The organism is Xenorhabdus thailandensis (assembly GCF_037996785.1).
Taxonomy (GTDB): domain Bacteria; phylum Pseudomonadota; class Gammaproteobacteria; order Enterobacterales; family Enterobacteriaceae; genus Xenorhabdus; species Xenorhabdus griffiniae.
Genome location: NZ_JBBMXF010000012.1, coordinates 146,918 through 164,070 on the forward strand (window position 1 = coordinate 146,918; position 17,153 = coordinate 164,070).

14 protein-coding genes are annotated in these 17,153 nt (G+C 43.9%); 7 read left to right on the plus strand and 7 right to left on the minus strand.

The window, feature by feature from the left end:
- Nucleotides 1–77: 77 nt before the first annotated feature.
- From zapD to ppdD, 7 genes are all read right to left on the minus strand, one after another.
- Nucleotides 78–836: a cell division protein ZapD gene (gene zapD, locus AAC853_RS10915; protein WP_340614575.1), complete on the minus strand. Its 759-nt coding sequence runs from the start codon at nt 834–836 to the stop codon at nt 78–80.
- A complete protein-coding gene (gene coaE, locus AAC853_RS10920; RefSeq protein WP_340614576.1) occupies nt 829–1,452 on the minus strand; it encodes a dephospho-CoA kinase in 624 nt (207 codons plus the stop codon). Before coaE ends, zapD begins: the two co-directional genes overlap by 8 nt.
- 132 nt (nt 1,453–1,584) lie before the next feature.
- Nucleotides 1,585–2,121 (minus strand): type II secretion system F family protein, encoded by a 537-nt coding sequence (locus AAC853_RS10925; RefSeq protein ID WP_340614577.1) that lies wholly within the window; start codon nt 2,119–2,121, stop codon nt 1,585–1,587.
- Nucleotides 2,122–2,195: 74 nt separating this feature from the next.
- On the minus strand, nt 2,196–2,612 hold the full coding sequence (locus tag AAC853_RS10930; protein ID WP_340614578.1) for a type II secretion system F family protein: 417 nt from the start codon (nt 2,610–2,612) through the stop codon (nt 2,196–2,198).
- A complete protein-coding gene (locus AAC853_RS10935) occupies nt 2,579–2,782 on the minus strand; it encodes a hypothetical protein (RefSeq protein ID WP_340614579.1) in 204 nt (67 codons plus the stop codon). Before AAC853_RS10935 ends, AAC853_RS10930 begins: the two co-directional genes overlap by 34 nt.
- Entirely contained in the window at nt 2,779–4,278 is a 1,500-nt protein-coding gene (gene gspE, locus AAC853_RS10940) for a type II secretion system protein GspE (RefSeq protein WP_340614580.1), read from the minus strand. The genes AAC853_RS10935 and gspE overlap by 4 nt, the downstream gene beginning before the upstream one ends.
- Before the next feature lie 79 nt (nt 4,279–4,357).
- On the minus strand, nt 4,358–4,780 hold the full coding sequence (gene ppdD, locus AAC853_RS10945; protein WP_340614581.1) for a prepilin peptidase-dependent pilin: 423 nt from the start codon (nt 4,778–4,780) through the stop codon (nt 4,358–4,360).
- Nucleotides 4,781–5,152: 372 nt separating this feature from the next.
- On the opposite strand from ppdD, the gene ampD reads away from it, so the two are divergent.
- The 7 genes from ampD (at nt 5,153) to acnB (ending at nt 17,052) form a co-directional block, all read left to right on the plus strand.
- Nucleotides 5,153–5,704, plus strand: coding sequence for a 1,6-anhydro-N-acetylmuramyl-L-alanine amidase AmpD (gene ampD / locus AAC853_RS10950; RefSeq protein ID WP_338884734.1), 552 nt, complete (start codon nt 5,153–5,155; stop codon nt 5,702–5,704).
- Nucleotides 5,701–6,555, plus strand: coding sequence for a beta-lactamase regulator AmpE (gene ampE, locus AAC853_RS10955; protein WP_338884736.1), 855 nt, complete (start codon nt 5,701–5,703; stop codon nt 6,553–6,555). The genes ampD and ampE overlap by 4 nt, the downstream gene beginning before the upstream one ends.
- A 361-nt stretch (nt 6,556–6,916) precedes the next feature.
- On the plus strand, nt 6,917–7,681 hold the full coding sequence (gene pdhR, locus AAC853_RS10960) for a pyruvate dehydrogenase complex transcriptional repressor PdhR (protein WP_099131626.1): 765 nt from the start codon (nt 6,917–6,919) through the stop codon (nt 7,679–7,681).
- Nucleotides 7,682–7,919: 238 nt separating this feature from the next.
- Nucleotides 7,920–10,583 (plus strand): pyruvate dehydrogenase (acetyl-transferring), homodimeric type, encoded by a 2,664-nt coding sequence (aceE, locus tag AAC853_RS10965; RefSeq protein ID WP_340614582.1) that lies wholly within the window; start codon nt 7,920–7,922, stop codon nt 10,581–10,583.
- A gap of 13 nt (nt 10,584–10,596) precedes the next feature.
- Nucleotides 10,597–12,441, plus strand: a complete 1,845-nt coding sequence (aceF, locus tag AAC853_RS10970; protein ID WP_340614583.1) for a pyruvate dehydrogenase complex dihydrolipoyllysine-residue acetyltransferase — start codon at nt 10,597–10,599, stop codon at nt 12,439–12,441.
- Nucleotides 12,442–12,644: 203 nt separating this feature from the next.
- Complete coding sequence (gene lpdA, locus AAC853_RS10975; RefSeq protein WP_338884741.1) at nt 12,645–14,072, plus strand: dihydrolipoyl dehydrogenase; 1,428 nt, start codon at nt 12,645–12,647, stop codon at nt 14,070–14,072.
- A gap of 382 nt (nt 14,073–14,454) precedes the next feature.
- Entirely contained in the window at nt 14,455–17,052 is a 2,598-nt protein-coding gene (acnB, locus tag AAC853_RS10980) for a bifunctional aconitate hydratase 2/2-methylisocitrate dehydratase (protein ID WP_338804680.1), read from the plus strand.
- Nucleotides 17,053–17,153 lie beyond the last annotated feature (101 nt).

A 17,153-nucleotide genomic window follows, 5' to 3' on the forward strand; every position in this document is an offset into this window, starting at 1 on the left:
AAATACAGAATGAGCCATGCTATTGGGAATTTATCCCCTTAATGTCGTGCTGCAACTCGAAATTTATTGGGTCCATGTTAACAGCAGGCCAATTCAAATGACAAATGGGCAGGTACAACACCATGCTCACTATCCATTGGTAAAAAACGGATGGCGAAACGTGTCTTGTAGCCGGAGACTTGTGGGTAAACTAATGTATCTGGTACCACGTCCAATTTTAATCTCAATAAATCGGCTTCATCGGCATTCCCCTGATAAAATCCGTTATGGCTGATTTTGGGGGTGAAAGCGGCGGAGTGGCGTATGAGTTCCAGAATACTTTCCAGGGCTTGTTGTAACGGACGAAGGCTGTCCAGCCAGGCTGTAACGGATTTATCCCTGACAGTTTGTGGTAAATGCAGCCACAGGTGTAATGTTGGCAAGTCAAAACTACAACATCCTCCAGGGATGCTGAGACGTTGACGTACCATGCTGATAATACGATCTTCTTTAATAAATTGGTTAAGCCGTGGCGCTTGGTTCAAGGCAATACTGCGTTCTTTAAGTTGCTCTGTCAAACTATGGATCATAGCTGTATCGGCATTCGGAGCGCCGAGCCATTGTTTTAATTTCGCCTGTTGGCGATCCAGCTCTTTCAATATCTCAGAGCGGACTTCACCGCGTTCCATGATCTCGATTAATTCGGCAATTGTACGGAAAAACGAAAGGCTACTCGCCTGAGAATTCAGATGACGTTGTTTTTCCAACTGTTGCATTGAAGACTCAATCCTCAACCATGAACGCATTTTTTCATTGAGTGGATGTTCAAAAATAATAGTGGATGGTGCATCACTCATTATGGTTTTCCTGTCTGACTGATTTTGCTTGTTTTAAATACTGTTGATGTAGTTCGGCCACACGAGAGGTAATATCCTGTTCACTGTTGTGGTTAACGATGACATCATCTGCTTTTTCCAGTCTGTCCTGACGGCTGGCCTGTGCAGCCAGAATATTTTCTACTTGCTCACGGTTTATTCCATCACGAGCCATGGTTCGGGTAATCTGTACTTCAACTGGGATATCAACAACTAAAACACGATCTGCCAAATGCATTAAATTGTTTTCAATGAGTAAAGGAACGACCCAGATGACATAGGGAGCAGTCACTTGGTTTAATTGCCGTTGTGTTTCTATTTGGATTAGTGGATGTAAAAGTGCATTGAGCCACTGTTTCTCTTCTGGGGCAGCAAAAATTTTCTGGCGCAACATTGCGCGATTAAGGCTGCCATCAGGCAATAATATATCGACCCCAAAGTGCGCTATGATGGCTTGTAGTGCGGGGGTGCCAGGAGCTGCAACTTCTCTGGCGATAATATCTGCATCAACAAGCGGGACACCAAGGGATGAAAATACATTAGAGATAGTCGTTTTACCACTACCAATTCCACCCGTAAGTGCAACAATATAAGTCATTCTATCCCTTTAAATATCTCTGATAGCATAATCAAATTGTAACTCAAGGGAAGCTGATGAGCTATAAACAAACGCCTATAATTCCTGCTTTTGTAGCTTTGAAAAAAGATAATGGAACATGTAAATAGCTTGTTAAGTTAATATTGTACCTAATTGAAAAATAGGCAGGTACATAGCCAGTAATAATAAACCGACAATTAAGGCCATTATTAACATTAACAAAGGTTCTAATGATTGAACCAAACTATCAGCAAGGTTGATTGATTTTTCTTGATACCACTTTGCGAGATTGAAGAGAAATAATTCTAATTCTCCAGATTCTTCGCCTATCATGACAAATTGTTGACATAACGCAGGGAAATAGGCTGTTTGTTTTAATGCGTTACTCATTGGAGTGCCTTGTTGAATATGTCTGTGCAAGTTTTTCACGCCAGCGATAAAAACAGGATGCTGAGTTGCACTGAGGGCACATTCAAGCCCTGCTATTAAAGTTAATCCCGCTTTCTGTGTCATAAAAAGAATATGAAATATTTGATTAGTTTGTTGGTAAATTATGAGTTGTCTGAAAATAGGGAGTCTCAGGAAGAGCATTTTTTCTTTTACTTTAAAAATGGGAAAACGGTGACGTAGCCATAGGTAACTGGTTAATAATATAAATGTTACTAACAATATTAATATGCCATGGTGGATCAATAAATCAGAACCTGATAGAACCCACTGAGTTAACAAAGGCAGGGTAGCATTTAGTGAGGAATAGACTTGTCGAAACTCTGGTCAACAAAAATCAACATCATAATAATAACCAAAAAGCTCACAAGAGCGACTATCAAGGGATAGTGATAAGCTTTTTGAATTTTCTTACTTAACCTATTTTGTTGCTCCAACCGATCAATGATTAATTGGCAGCAGTTTTCAAGCTGGCCGGTTTGTTCTCCGACTGCGATAAGTTGGCAAAACAAGGGAGGAAATAACTTAGGATAGTGTTCGAGTGTTGCAGAGAATGCCTCTCCTTGACGAATTTTCTGAATTATATCTGCCAAGACACATCGCCAGAGATCATATTTGCATTCTTGCAGTAAAATAATCAGTCCCTTGAGTAGAGGGATGCCTGAAGTCAGCAATGTACTTAACTGGTGAATAAAATGCAGGCGATAAGCCATTTCTTTTTTGCTGTAATAAATAATTTTTTTACACTTAATGGAATAGGGCTGAAGATCAAGATGGCTGAGGTATTGAAATACACTTTTTTACTGTGTCCAATACTCTCCCCTGTTATGGCTTTTCCGTGCTTGTTAATTGCCTGCCATTGGTAAATATATTCTATTTTCATACTGTCTCATGGCCTGTAATCTGATAAATTTCTTCAAGCGTGGTTATTCCTGCTTCTGCTAATGTCAGCCCTGCCGAAAAAAGCGTTACATTTTGTTGTGAGGCAAGTAAATGTGAGAGGCTGGTATTAGAACACTCAGACAGGGCTTGCTGGAGTTCAGGTTTGATTTCGAGAAATTCATATATGGCAGTTCTGCCGTAATAGCCAGAAAAACAGTGATCACAACCGACCGCATTCCATTTTTTTATAGATTTTGAACCAGTAATATTAGGGATCACTGTAGGTATACTGTCTTGTTGTCGACATTGGGGACAAAGTTTACGAACCAGTCGCTGTGCAATAATCAATTTCACACATGAGGCGGTGATATAGCCAGAAATTCCCAGATTATGCAGGCGAGATAACGTATCAATAGTAGAATTGGTATGCAGAGTTGATAAAACCAAATGGCCTGTTTGAGCTGCTTTCATTGATATTTCAGCAGTTTCATTGTCACGGATCTCACCAACCATAATGATATCGGGATCTTGTCGTAATAACGCTCTGAGGACTTTGGCAAAATCGAGACCAATCTTGTTATTAACAGGCGTTTGGTTGATGCCATTTAAAGGAATTTCGACAGGATCTTCGACACTACAGATATTCTTTTGAGCTTGGTTTAAATATTGCAGGCAGCTATACAGTGTGACAGTCTTCCCGCTGCCAGTTGGGCCAGTGACTAAAATCATCCCTTGTGGTAAATGCAGTTTCTGTTTTAAAAGTTGTAATTGTGGTTCAGGCAATCCTAATTGTTCCAGAGATAGTTGATGGATGGTATTTAAAATACGCAGGACTATTTTTTCCCCATATAATGTGGGTAATGTTGATATACGAATCGCATAACTGTTTTTATTGTCACTCCAGTCAAATTGCCCATCTTGTGGCTGGCGTTTTTCAGCGATATTGAGTTTTGCCATGATTTTTAAACGAGCAGGAATACTCGCATTCATTTGAGAGGGGGGCGCTTGCATGGTATGCAATGTACCATCAACTCGAATACGTATTTGATAGCCCCGTTGAGATGGCTCAAAGTGAATATCTGAAGCTCTTTTTTGTATTGCAGTTAATATCGTTTGATTAATTAATTGGATAACCGGTGTGTCTATTTCCTCATCATGAAGATTATTGGTTTGTAATGCAGCATGGTAATGAGCATAACTGCTATCAAGGCGATCTATACGGTACGGTTCCTCTTCATCATTTTCTGAGCAGTAATTTTTTGCTGATATTAATGAATTTTCTTCTGTCAACATCGATTCTATTTTTGCTTGTGGCCAAATATCGACATTAACGATTAAACCTGAAATAAATCTTAGCGCCGCAATGAAATCCTCATTAGGTGATTCACTACAAGCAATTGTGATCGTATGGAAGTCTTTCTTTATAATAATGGCTTGATGTCGTTGACACAGTTCTTTTATTTCTTTTTCCATTAAGAGGTTATCCTTATTTATCATTATCTTTATTCCTTTAATATTGGCGGGATTTAATTGTTTTCTCTTCAATTTAGCTCTTGTCAGGAATGAAAATGAGAAACTAAAATTTCAAGGTTTCCTGACATTTTAGTTTTAACGATTCATTTTCAGATTCACAAATCGTGTTCCATTGAGTGAAACCAGTCTTTGTATCTTGAATAGGTTTTAACGAAGCAGTGAGTCCATTCAGGTTTTGTTCGCCCACTATCGTTATCTCCCCCTCTTTTACTGAGATGGTGCTGATATAGCGGCTATTGTGGCCTGATGGAATGGAGGGATGACCGGAGTGGCAATCTTTGTAATTTTTAGCCTCGAAGCGACACAGCTCTACGCCAGATTTATAAGGTACAATAGCTTGTAGCATATCGGTTAATGCGGCTTTTTGGATATAACCTTGATAACTGGGAATGGCAATTGCACCGAGAATAGATACGATAGCCATAACAACCATCACTTCAATCAATGTAAATCCTTGTTGCTTCATTTTTTCTCCTTGTATAGATATCCGGCTTGATTGCCATGTTTAATAGCTGATATTCCCTTTATTTTTTAAGTTTCAATCTATTGGGTGTCGGTGCCAATAATCATGGAGAAAAAGAGAAAAATAAAATATCGTAAATAAATTTTATGAAGTCGGCTCGAAAAAATAATTTTATGTTACATTTTTTTGCACAAATTTTTCGAGGCTATTCGTAATAAAGAGAACAGCAGATATATTGGCCGATTGAAGGTGCTAACATGCTAACCTATTACACTTTAATCCATAGTATTACTTAATGAAGATGATCGATATTGGCCATATTGGAATGGTGATTTTGGCAAAGTGATATGAAATATTAAGAGGGGAGGTAAAAGAATGAAGCTGCATGAAGGGTGGATTGATGGTGCGAGAAAGGCTATTTCCCCACATTGTGATCTGCGCCCAGAAGGGGAAACACCAGCATTATTGGTTATTCATAACATCAGTTTACCTCCTGGCAAATTTGGTGGTCCTTATATTGATCAATTATTTATGGGAACATTAGATCCTAAAGCCGATCCTTTTTTTGAGGAAATTAAGCACTTACGTGTTTCTGCCCACTGCTTAATCCGGCGTGATGGTGAGATTGTACAATATGTTCCTTTCAATAAAAGAGCTTGGCATGCTGGCGTTTCCTGCTACTGTGACCGTGAGAAATGTAATGATTTTTCGATAGGTATTGAACTGGAAGGCACAGATTATGAGGAGTTTACTGAAATTCAGTATACTCAATTAGCGGAAGTTACTGAGCTGCTTATTAGCCAATATCCTGATATTCGTGACAATATTACAGGACACAGCGATATCGCGCCAGGAAGGAAAACTGATCCTGGGCCTTACTTTTATTGGGAACATTACCGTCAATTATTGAAGGAGCGAGTTGGATGACTCTCTTTATTCTATTGTTAATACTGGCATGGGAACGTGTTTTTAAGATGAGGGATCACTGGCAACTGGAACGCTACTTAGCCCCAGCTTTTGCCAGACTCAAGTCACATTCACTATGGGGTAGTTTGGGCATGACCTTTCTGGTCGCTTTATTGACATGGAAGCTGATTGATATTTCTAGCTCTGTTGCTTTTGGTATTCTCGCGATTGTGCTGGGTATCATAATCAGTCTGTTATGTATTGGTGCAGGCAGATTGCGGCATGATTACCGTGGATATCTCCAGGCAGTGCGTCAGGATGATGTTGGACAGCAGAAAAAGTATCTTGCTCGTCTGACGATGATTCAGGGCACATTACCTGATACCACAAAAGAAGAGCGATTACGTGAGATACAGAATTCATTGATTTGGATAAATTTCCGTTATTATCTTGCCCCTATTTTTTGGCTGGCTGTATTGGGTAAATTCGGTCCGGCGGTTTTAATGGGATATGGTTGCCTCAGAGCTTATCAAAGTTGGTTGGCCCAGCACGCGACGGCGGTGCAGAGAGCACAATCTGGTGTTGACGGCATACTGCATTGGCTGGATTGGCTTCCTGCACGTTTAGCTGGTATTGCCTATGCTTTGTTAGGACATGGAGAGAAAGCTTTGCCAGCCTGGGTTGCATCACTCACTGATTTTCGCTCATCACAATATAAGGTCGTTAGTCAATTAGCACAATTCGCATTAAGTAAAGAACCCCATCTTGACCCGATAGAAACGCCTGTTGTTGCTGTAACGTTAGCGAAAAAAGCGACCTTTACTATCGTGATTATTGTCGCACTGTTAACGATTTATGGGACCTTAGTTTGATAAACAAGAAAGATAGAGGGCTGTTTGAGTGACTGTATGCCCTTTATCTTTTTGGTATATACGTTTAAAAAACGTTAAATCTCCCTAATAATTCTCATCTCACAATCCTCTTTGGTTATAATTTTCTAATAAAATTTAAAATTTTTTGTTAAAATTTGCAGATTTTTATGATTTAGCCCAAGGTCTTTATAGACAGCTAGTGAATACTTTGTTACTTTAAGACCCTGTATTCTAAATTGGTATTACCAATTGACTTTGACCTGCTAACTAGGGTTTAATGGCTAAGATTTAGCCAGAAAGGCTTAGTTGAATAAGGCATAGTCCAAAGCAACATTTACTTATTGAATGGCTTACCGCAGATATGGCCTATAGCAAGATTCGCCAACCAAAGTTATCAGATGTGATTGAGCAACGTCTTGAACAGCTCATTCTCGAAGGCTCGCTACGCCCGGGAGAAAAACTGCTGCCTGAGCGTGAGCTAGCAAAGCAGTTTGAAGTATCACGTCCTTCATTGCGCGAAGCCATTCAAAAATTGGAAGCCAAAGGCTTTCTTTTCCGTCGTCAAGGGGGCGGAACTTTCGTACAGAACAATCTGTGGCAAAGTTTCAGCGATCCACTTGCCCAACTTATTGCAGAGAATCAAGAATCCCAGTTCGATCTCCTTGAGGCACGCCATGCGTTAGAGGGGATTGCTGCTTATTATGCAGCGCTTAGAGGAACTGATGAGGATTTCCAACGCATTGAGCAAAGCCATCTTGCCATTCAAGAAGCGCAACAAAGTGGTGATGTGAATGCGGAATCTGATGCTGTCTTGCAATACCAACTTGTTGTCACGGAAGCTGCCCATAATGTGGTATTGCTACATTTATTGCGCTGTATGATCCCAATGTTAGAACAAAATATCAGGCGCAATTTTGAAGTCATTTATACCCGTAAAGAGATGTTGGCAGCGGTTAGTGACCATAGGGCTGAAATTTTTCGTTCTATCATGGCGAGAGAACCGGAAAAAGCCCGTGAGGCATCTCATCGCCATTTAGCTTTTATTGAAGAAGTTTTATTGGATCTGACTCGTGAACGCACTCGTCGTGAGCGTTCATTGAGGCGGCTCCAGCAACATCAGGAATAAGAGCCTGTCCCTTAGGGCATCGTAGACAAATCACATTCCCGAATGGGGTAGGTTCTAACTTAACTGTACAGATCTTGACTGCTGCGTTTGTACAGTTGTCAACTCTTTATCAAGAGTTTTAGCGGCAATATATAGCAGGGCCTATCTTCCGGTCATAACAGGCAGTTTCGTCAAAAGGTATGACCAGAAGATAGGCTCCAATAACCATTAGAAATAGATAACAGATAAGGAATACACCATGTCAGATATTTTGAAAAATGACGTGGATCCGATCGAAACTCGCGATTGGTTACAGGCGATCGAATCGGTCATCCGTGAAGAAGGTGTTGAGCGCGCTCAGTTCCTGATTGATCAGGTTTTGAATGAAGCTCGTAAAGGTGGCGTTAACGTTGCTGCAGGTACTGCAAGCCGTGATTACATCAACACTATTCCTGTTGAGGATGAGCCTGCTTACCCTGGCAACCTGGATTTAGAGCGCCGAATCCGCTCTGCTATTCGCTGGAATGCGGTGATGGCTGTTCTGCGTGCATCCAAAAAAGATCTGGAACTGGGTGGTCACATGGCTTCATTCCAGTCTTCCGCGACTGTTTATGACGTTTGTTTTAACCACTTCTTCCGTGCTCGTAACGAAAATGATGGTGGTGACTTGGTATACTTCCAGGGCCACATTTCTCCAGGCGTTTACGCCCGTGCATTCCTTGAAGGCCGTTTGACTGAAGAGCAGATGAATAACTTCCGTCAAGAAATCGGTGGTAATGGCTTGTCTTCTTACCCACATCCAAAATTGATGCCTGACTTCTGGCAGTTCCCAACTGTTTCAATGGGGCTGGGGCCAATTTCTGCTATTTATCAGGCTAAGTTCCTTAAATACCTGGAAAATCGTGGTCTGAAAGATACCTCTAAACAAACCGTTTACGCTTTCCTGGGCGACGGTGAAATGGATGAGCCAGAATCTAAAGGTGCGATTACTATCGCAACTCGTGAAAAACTGGATAACCTGGTATTTATCATCAACTGTAACTTGCAGCGTCTGGATGGCCCAGTAACCGGTAACGGCAAAATTGTTAACGAACTGGAAGGTATCTTCGACGGCGCTGGCTGGCAGGTACTGAAAGTCCTGTGGGGTGAGCGTTGGGACGAACTGCTGCGTAAAGATACCAGCGGTAAACTGGTTCAACTGATGAACGAAACGTTGGATGGTGACTATCAGACATTTAAGTCTAAAGATGGCGCTTATGTTCGTGAACACTTCTTCGGTCGTTACCCAGAAACTGCTGCATTAGTCAAAGATATGACTGATGATGAAATTTGGGCTTTGAACCGTGGTGGTCACGATCCGAAGAAAGTTTATGCTGCACTGAAAAAAGCACAGGATACCACTGGCAAACCAACTGTAATCTTGGCTCAGACCATTAAAGGTTACGGTATGGGTGATACCGCTGAAGGTAAGAACATTGCTCACCAGGTTAAGAAAATGAACATGGAAGGCGTTCGTCAGTTCCGTGATCGTTTCAATGTGCCTGTCGCTGATGAGCAGATCGAAAACTTGCCATACGTCACTTTCGACAAAGATTCTGAAGAATCTAAATATCTGCATGAGCGTCGTAACGCACTGGGTGGTTATGTACCAAGCCGTCGCGTTAACTTTGACGAGAAATTGGAAATCCCAGCACTGGAAGAATTCAGCTCGCTGCTGGAAGAACAATCCAAAGAAATTTCTACCACTATCGCTTTCGTTCGTGCACTGAACGTCATGCTAAAGAACAAGTCAATCAAAGATCGTCTGGTTCCAATTATTGCTGACGAAGCACGTACTTTCGGTATGGAAGGTCTGTTCCGTCAAATCGGTATCTACAGCCCTAATGGTCAGCAGTATACTCCGCAAGACCGTGAGCAAGTTGCATACTATAAAGAAGACGCAAAAGGTCAGATCCTGCAAGAAGGTATCAACGAACTGGGCGCTGCTTCATCTTGGCTGGCTGCTGCAACTTCTTACAGCACCAACAACCTGCCAATGATCCCATTCTACATCTACTATTCCATGTTCGGATTCCAGCGTATCGGTGATCTGTGCTGGGCGGCAGGTGACCAGCAAGCTCGTGGCTTCCTGGTTGGTGGTACTTCTGGCCGTACAACGCTGAACGGGGAAGGTTTGCAGCATGAAGATGGTCACAGCCATATTCAGTCCCTGACTATTCCTAACTGTATCTCTTACGATCCAGCATTCGCTTTTGAAGTTGCTGTTATCATGCAAGATGGTTTGGAGCGTATGTATGGTGAGAAACAAGAGAACATCTACTACTACATCACCACTCTGAACGAAAACTATCACATGCCAGCCATGCCGGAAGGTGCTGAAGAAGGCATCCGTAAAGGTATCTACAAGCTGGAAAGCCTGGACGGTGCGAAAGGTAAAGTTCAGTTGCTGGGCTCTGGTTCTATCCTGCGTCACGTTCGTGAAGCAGCGAAGATCCTGTCTGCTGAATACGGCATCGGTTCCGATGTATACAGCGTAACCTCCTTCACTGAACTGGCTCGTGATGGTCAGGATTGTGAGCGTTGGAACATGCTGCACCCATCAGAAGAACCTCGTGTTCCTTATATTGCTCAGATCATGAACGATGCTCCGGCTGTTGCTTCTACTGACTATATGAAACTGTTTGCAGAGCAAGTACGTAACTTCGTTCCTGCAAGCGACTATCGTGTATTGGGTACTGACGGTTTTGGTCGTTCTGACAGCCGTGAAAACCTGCGTCATCACTTTGAAGTTGATGCTTCTTATGTGGTTGTTGCAGCTCTGGGTGAACTGGCTAAACGTGGCGAAGTTGATGTGAAAGTTGTTGAAGAAGCTATCAAGAAATACAACATCAACCCAGAAAAAGTTAACCCACGTCTGGCATAAGAGGTAAAGATTAATGTCTATCGAAATTAACGTACCTGATATTGGTGCAGATGAAGTTGAAGTTACCGAGATTCTGGTGAAAGTTGGTGACACAGTAGAAGCAGAACAGTCACTGATCACGGTTGAAGGTGACAAAGCGTCTATGGAAGTCCCTTCTCCACAGGCGGGTGTAGTTAAAGAAATCAAAGTTGCGGTTGGCGATAAAGTTGAAACTGGCAAACTGATTATGGTTTTTGAATCCGCCAATGGTGCAGCAGAAGCTGCACCTGCACAGCCAGTCGCGGCCGCACCAGCAGCAGTAGAAAGCAAAGAAGTGAATGTGCCAGATATCGGTGGTGACGAAGTTGAAGTGACCGAAATCATGGTAAAAGTAGGTGATACGGTTACTGAAGAGCAATCACTGATCACGGTTGAAGGTGACAAGGCGTCAATGGAAGTTCCTGCACCATTCGCAGGTACGGTGAAAGAGATCAAAATCGCTACTGGCGATAAAGTTAAAACCGGTTCTCTGATCATGGTATTTGAAGTGGCAGGTTCTGGCGCAGCGCCCGCACTGGTAGCGGCTCCAGCAGCAGCGCCTGTGGCTTCTGCGGCAAAAGAAGTGAACGTACCTGATATCGGTGGTGACGAAGTTGAAGTAACCGAAATCATGGTAAAAGTGGGCGATACCATTGCTGAAGAGCAGTCACTGATCACAGTTGAAGGTGACAAGGCGTCAATGGAAGTTCCTGCACCATTCGCGGGTACAGTGAAGGAGATCAAAATCGCTACTGGCGATAAAGTTAAAACCGGTTCTCTGATCATGGTATTTGAAGTTGCGGGTGCAGCCCCTGCGCCTGCAGCGGCTCCAGCTCCTGCGGCTGAACCTGCGAAAGCAGCACCAGCGCCAGCAGCAAGCAAACCCGCAGAAGGCAAAAATGAGTTTGCCGAAAATGACGCTTACGTTCACGCGACTCCTGTTATTCGTCGTCTGGCTCGTGAATTTGGCGTAAATCTGGCTAAAGTAAAAGGAACTGGCCGTAAGGGTCGCATCCTGCGCGAAGACGTTCAGGCTTATGTGAAAGAGGCGATTAAACGTGCAGAAGCAGCGCCAGCTGCTGCGGGTGGCGGTCTGCCAGGTATGTTGCCTTGGCCAAAAGTTGATTTCAGCAAATTCGGTGAAATCGAAGAAGTTGAAATGAGCCGCATCCAGAAAATTTCTGGTGCTAACCTCAGCCGTAACTGGGTTATGATCCCTCACGTTAACCTGTTCGATGAAGCGGATATCACTGAAGTTGAAGAGTTCCGTAAGCAACAGAACAAAGAAGCTGAGAAGAAACAGCTGGGCGTGAAAATCACTCCGCTGGTGTTCGTTATGAAAGCTGCTGCGAAGGCGCTGGAAGCAATGCCTCGCTTTAACAGCTCCATTTCTGAAGATGGCCAGAAGCTGATCCTGAAAAAATATGTCAACATCGGTATCGCGGTTGACACACCTAACGGCCTGGTTGTTCCTGTATTCAAGGACGTCAACAAGAAAGGCATCATGGAACTGTCCAGAGAACTGGCTGAAGTTTCCAAGAAAGCACGTGCTGGTAAACTGACCGCTTCCGACATGCAGGGTGGTTGCTTCACCATCTCCAGCCTGGGTGGTATCGGTACTACCGGTTTTGCACCAATTGTGAATGCGCCAGAAGTGGCAATCATGGGGCTGTCTCGTTCTTCCATGAAACCAGTCTGGAATGGTAAAGAATTCGTTCCGCGCCTGATTCTGCCTATGTCTCTGTCTTTCGACCACCGTGTGATCGACGGGGCAGATGGTGCACGTTTCATCACTTATATTAATCAATTGATGAGCGACATCCGCCGTTTGGTGATGTAATGCAAAGGCCAGTAAATATACTGGCCTGATGATTACTACCGTGACAGAGTTTTTCGTCTTGCATCTGGCAGGTTGGGATTTCTGTCACGTTAACGCGCTTTTCAGGTTATTTACAATTCTGTAAACTGCTCGCGGTGTGTACGTCCCGGTGGAATATGGTTTTTTTTCGTCTGACCCGCCGGACAAACAATTAAGAGGTCATGATGAGTACTGAAATTAAAGCCCAGGTAGTGGTGCTTGGAGCAGGCCCAGCAGGGTATTCTGCTGCTTTCCGTTGTGCGGACTTAGGATTGGATACTGTTTTGGTTGAACGTTACTCTACTTTGGGTGGTGTTTGCCTGAATGTTGGTTGTATCCCATCCAAAGCTCTGCTGCATGTTGCCAAAGTGATTGAAGAAGCAAAAGCACTGGCACAGCATGGTATTGTGTTTGGTGAACCGCAAACTGATATCGATAAGATCCGTCTCTGGAAAGAAAAAGTTATTTCTCAGTTGACAGGTGGTCTGGGCGGCATGGCTAAGGGCCGTAAAGTTAACGTTGTTAACGGTGTTGGTAAATTCACCGGCGCTAACACTCTGGTGGTAGAAGGCGAGAACGGCGCAACAACAATTAATTTTGAGAATGCCATTATCGCAGCGGGTTCACGCCCAATTCAGCTACCATTCATTCCACATGATGATCCTCGTGTATGGGATTCTACCGATGCACTGGAGCTGAAAACCGTTCCAGGACGCCTGTTAGTGATGGGCGGTGGTATTATCGGTCTGGAAATGGGTACTGTTTACCATGCGCTGGGTTCTCAGATCGATGTGGTAGAAATGTTCGACCAGGTGATCCCTGCGGCGGATAAAGACGTTGTTAAAGTGTTCACTAAACGTATCAGCAAGAAGTTCAACTTGATGCTGGAAACGAAAGTGACCGCAGTAGAAGCGAAAGAAGATGGCATCTACGTAACAATGGAAGGTAAGAAAGCACCGGCAGAGCCACAACGTTATGATGCGGTTCTGGTTGCCATCGGCCGTGTACCAAACGGTAAACTGCTCGATGCTGGCAAAGCGGGCGTTGAAGTTGATGATCGTGGCTTTATCCGTGTGGATAAACAAATGCGTACTAACGTGCCTCATATCTTTGCTATCGGTGATATCGTTGGTCAGCCAATGCTGGCGCACAAAGGTGTCCACGAAGGCCACGTTGCTGCTGAAGTCATTTCTGGTAAGAAACATTACTTCGATCCAAAAGTTATTCCATCCATCGCTTACACTGAGCCAGAAGTGGCATGGGTTGGCCTGACAGAGAAAGAAGCAAAAGAAAAAGGCATCAGCTACGAAACCGCGACTTTCCCATGGGCAGCATCTGGTCGTGCAATTGCATCTGACTGTTCAGATGGTATGACCAAGCTGATTTTCGATAAAGAAACTAACCGTATTATCGGTGGTGCTATTGTTGGTACTAACGGCGGTGAACTGCTGGGTGAAATTGGTCTGGCTATCGAAATGGGTTGTGATGCAGAAGATATCGCGCTAACTATCCACGCTCACCCAACGCTGTACGAATCAATTGGTATGGCTGCGGAAATTTACGAAGGTAGCATCACTGACTTGCCAAACCCTAAAGCAAAGAAAAAGAAATAATTCTTTAGATTTTGCAGTAGGTGTTAAAAAGAAATTTTAAACGGCTTTCAAACAGGAAAGCCGTTTTTATTTGCAGAGAGAATTTAAGGGATTTGCAGGCCAAAATAACAACAGATAGTATTTAAAACTTTAATCTCCTCTCCAGACTCATTTATCCAGAATTTTATTATGGTTCAATGTTGATTTTATGTGAATGAATTAACATGCTATTCAAATTTTGGTATGCTAAACGCCCGAAGCTGAGCATAATTCTGATGTTATGCGAGCAAAATCCTCTGACCTTGCACCCTTAGTAATTGTTTTTAGATGATCATTTCCAATGATCGTTAACGGGTGCTGACAGCCGGGTATATAAAATGACAATGAGAGCGAGGAGAAAGTCGTGCTAGAAGAATACCGCAAGCACGTAGCCGAGCGTGCAGCTCAAGGCATCGTCCCTAAGCCGTTAGACGCAGCTCAAGCAGCAGCGCTGGTTGAATTACTGAAGAATCCACCTAAAGGTGAAGAAGATTTCCTACTAGATCTACTGACCAATCGTGTCCCTCCTGGTGTAGATGAAGCTGCTTATGTTAAAGCCGGTTTCCTTGCTGCCGTAGCTAAGGGAGAAACGACTTCTCCTTTGGTGACACAGGAAAAAGCCATTGAATTATTGGGAACCATGCAGGGTGGGTATAATATCCACGCTTTAATTGATGCCCTGGATGATGAAAAGCTGGCTCCAATTGCGGCGAAAGCACTTTCTCATACTTTGCTGATGTTCGACAGTTTTTATGATGTGGAAGAGAAAGCCAAAGCAGGTAATGTCCATGCCAAACAAATCATGCAGTCGTGGGCTGATGCAGAATGGTTCCTTGGGCGTCCTGAATTAGCAGAAAAAATCACTGTTACCGTCTTTAAGGTTACCGGTGAAACCAACACCGATGATCTTTCTCCTGCCCCAGATGCGTGGTCACGTCCTGATATCCCTCTACATGCATTGGCAATGCTCAAGAATGCCCGTGAAGGTATTGAGCCTGATCAAGCTGGTGTCGTAGGCCCGATTAAGCAAATCGAAGCCCTGAGCAAGAAAGGTTATCCATTGGCCTACGTTGGCGATGTTGTTGGTACGGGATCTTCCCGTAAATCGGCAACGAACTCCGTATTGTGGTTTATGGGAGAGGATATTCCGTTTGTCCCTAATAAACGTGGTGCAGGTGTGGTTTTGGGTGGAAAAATTGCCCCCATTTTCTTTAACACCATGGAAGATGCGGGTGCGTTGCCCATTGAAGTGGATGTTGCCAAGCTAAATATGGGGGATGTGATTGATATCTATCCTTATAAAGGTGAAATCCGCCATCACGAAACCAATGAGTTATTGGCTACTTTTACCCTGAAAACCGATGTATTGATTGATGAAGTACGTGCCGGTGGCCGTATTCCATTGATTATCGGTCGTGGTTTGACTGGCAAGGCGCGTGAATCATTGGGTTTACCACACAGTGATGTATTCCGTCAGGCAAAAGCGGTTGCGAAAAGTGATCGAGGCTTCTCATTGGCACAGAAAATGGTAGGCCGTGCCTGCGGTAAAAGTGGCATTCGCCCAGGGGAATATTGTGAACCTAAGATGACTTCTGTCGGTTCCCAGGATACGACAGGGCCAATGACGCGGGATGAATTGAAAGATTTGGCCTGCCTGGGTTTCTCTGCGGATCTGGTCATGCAATCATTCTGTCATACTGCCGCCTATCCAAAACCGGTTGATGTGACGACGCACCATACTTTGCCTGATTTCATTATGAACCGTGGTGGCGTATCGTTGCGTCCGGGAGATGGCATTATTCACTCATGGTTGAACCGTATGTTATTGCCAGATACGGTAGGTACAGGCGGAGATTCCCATACCCGTTTCCCCATTGGTATTTCTTTCCCGGCTGGTTCAGGTCTGGTGGCATTTGCTGCGGCTACGGGTGTCATGCCGTTGGATATGCCAGAATCCGTACTGGTTCGTTTTAAAGGGAAAATGCAACCAGGAATAACCTTGCGTGATCTGGTTCATGCCATTCCTTATTATGCAATTCAACAAGGTTTGCTGACTGTTGAGAAGAAAGGCAAGAAAAACATCTTCTCTGGCCGTATTCTTGAAATTGAAGGTTTGCCTGAACTCAAAGTCGAGCAGGCATTTGAGTTGGCTGATGCCTCTGCGGAACGTTCTGCGGCAGGATGTACCATCAAGCTGGATAAGGCGCCAATCATTGAATACTTGCAGTCTAACGTCGTCTTGCTGAAATGGATGATTGCGGAAGGTTATGGTGATCGCCGGACATTGGAACGCCGTATTATTGGCATGGAAAACTGGCTGAAAGATCCGCAATTGTTGGCAGCGGACGCAGATGCTGAATATGCAGCCGTGATTGAGATCGATCTGGCAGACATTAAAGAGCCTATTTTATGTGCACCTAATGATCCTGATGATGCACGCCTGTTATCTGAAGTGGCTAACAGCAAAATTGACGAAGTTTTCATTGGTTCTTGCATGACTAATATTGGTCATTTCCGTGCGGCGGGTAAATTGCTGGATCAGCATAAAGGTCAGTTACCGACTCGCTTATGGGTTGCTCCTCCGACTAAGATGGACGCCGCCCAATTGACGGAAGAAGGTTATTACAGCATTTTCGGCAAGAGCGGGGCGCGTATTGAGATCCCGGGTTGTTCATTGTGCATGGGGAATCAGGCGCGGGTGGCGGATGGGGCAACAGTGGTATCCACTTCTACCCGTAACTTCCCTAACCGCCTGGGTTCCGGTGCAAATGTTTACCTTGCTTCGGCGGAGTTGGCGGCTGTAGCTTCACTGTTGGGGCGTTTGCCAACGCCAGAAGAGTATTTGCAGTTCATAGATAAAGTCGATGAAACCGCAGCCGATACTTATCGCTACCTCAATTTTGATCAATTGAATCAATACACAGAAAAAGCGGAAGATGTGATCTTCCAAACCGCAGTATAAAAAGTATACTGCAATGCATGGGGAGGCAAATGCTTCCCCTTTTTTTGTTTTTCTGCCTACCGTTTTATAACAATTTCGCAGTAGTTTTTATTTCAGTTTGT

Bases quoted from the DNA above. Each gene is read 5' to 3' on its own strand.
- zapD (WP_340614575.1), bottom strand. From the start codon at position 836: ATGAGTGATGCACCATCCACTATTATTTTTGAACATCCACTCAATGAA.
- coaE (WP_340614576.1), bottom strand. From the start codon at position 1,452: ATGACTTATATTGTTGCACTTACGGGTGGAATTGGTAGTGGTAAAACG.
- AAC853_RS10930 (WP_340614578.1), bottom strand. From the start codon at position 2,612: ATGGCTTATCGCCTGCATTTTATTCACCAGTTAAGTACATTGCTGACT.
- AAC853_RS10935 (WP_340614579.1), bottom strand. From the start codon at position 2,782: ATGAAAATAGAATATATTTACCAATGGCAGGCAATTAACAAGCACGGA.
- gspE (WP_340614580.1), bottom strand. From the start codon at position 4,278: ATGATAAATAAGGATAACCTCTTAATGGAAAAAGAAATAAAAGAACTG.
- ppdD (WP_340614581.1), bottom strand. From the start codon at position 4,780: ATGAAGCAACAAGGATTTACATTGATTGAAGTGATGGTTGTTATGGCT.
- ampD (WP_338884734.1), top strand. From the start codon at position 5,153: ATGAAGCTGCATGAAGGGTGGATTGATGGTGCGAGAAAGGCTATTTCC.
- ampE (WP_338884736.1), top strand. From the start codon at position 5,701: ATGACTCTCTTTATTCTATTGTTAATACTGGCATGGGAACGTGTTTTT.
- pdhR (WP_099131626.1), top strand. From the start codon at position 6,917: ATGGCCTATAGCAAGATTCGCCAACCAAAGTTATCAGATGTGATTGAG.
- aceE (WP_340614582.1), top strand. From the start codon at position 7,920: ATGTCAGATATTTTGAAAAATGACGTGGATCCGATCGAAACTCGCGAT.
- aceF (WP_340614583.1), top strand. From the start codon at position 10,597: ATGTCTATCGAAATTAACGTACCTGATATTGGTGCAGATGAAGTTGAA.
- lpdA (WP_338884741.1), top strand. From the start codon at position 12,645: ATGAGTACTGAAATTAAAGCCCAGGTAGTGGTGCTTGGAGCAGGCCCA.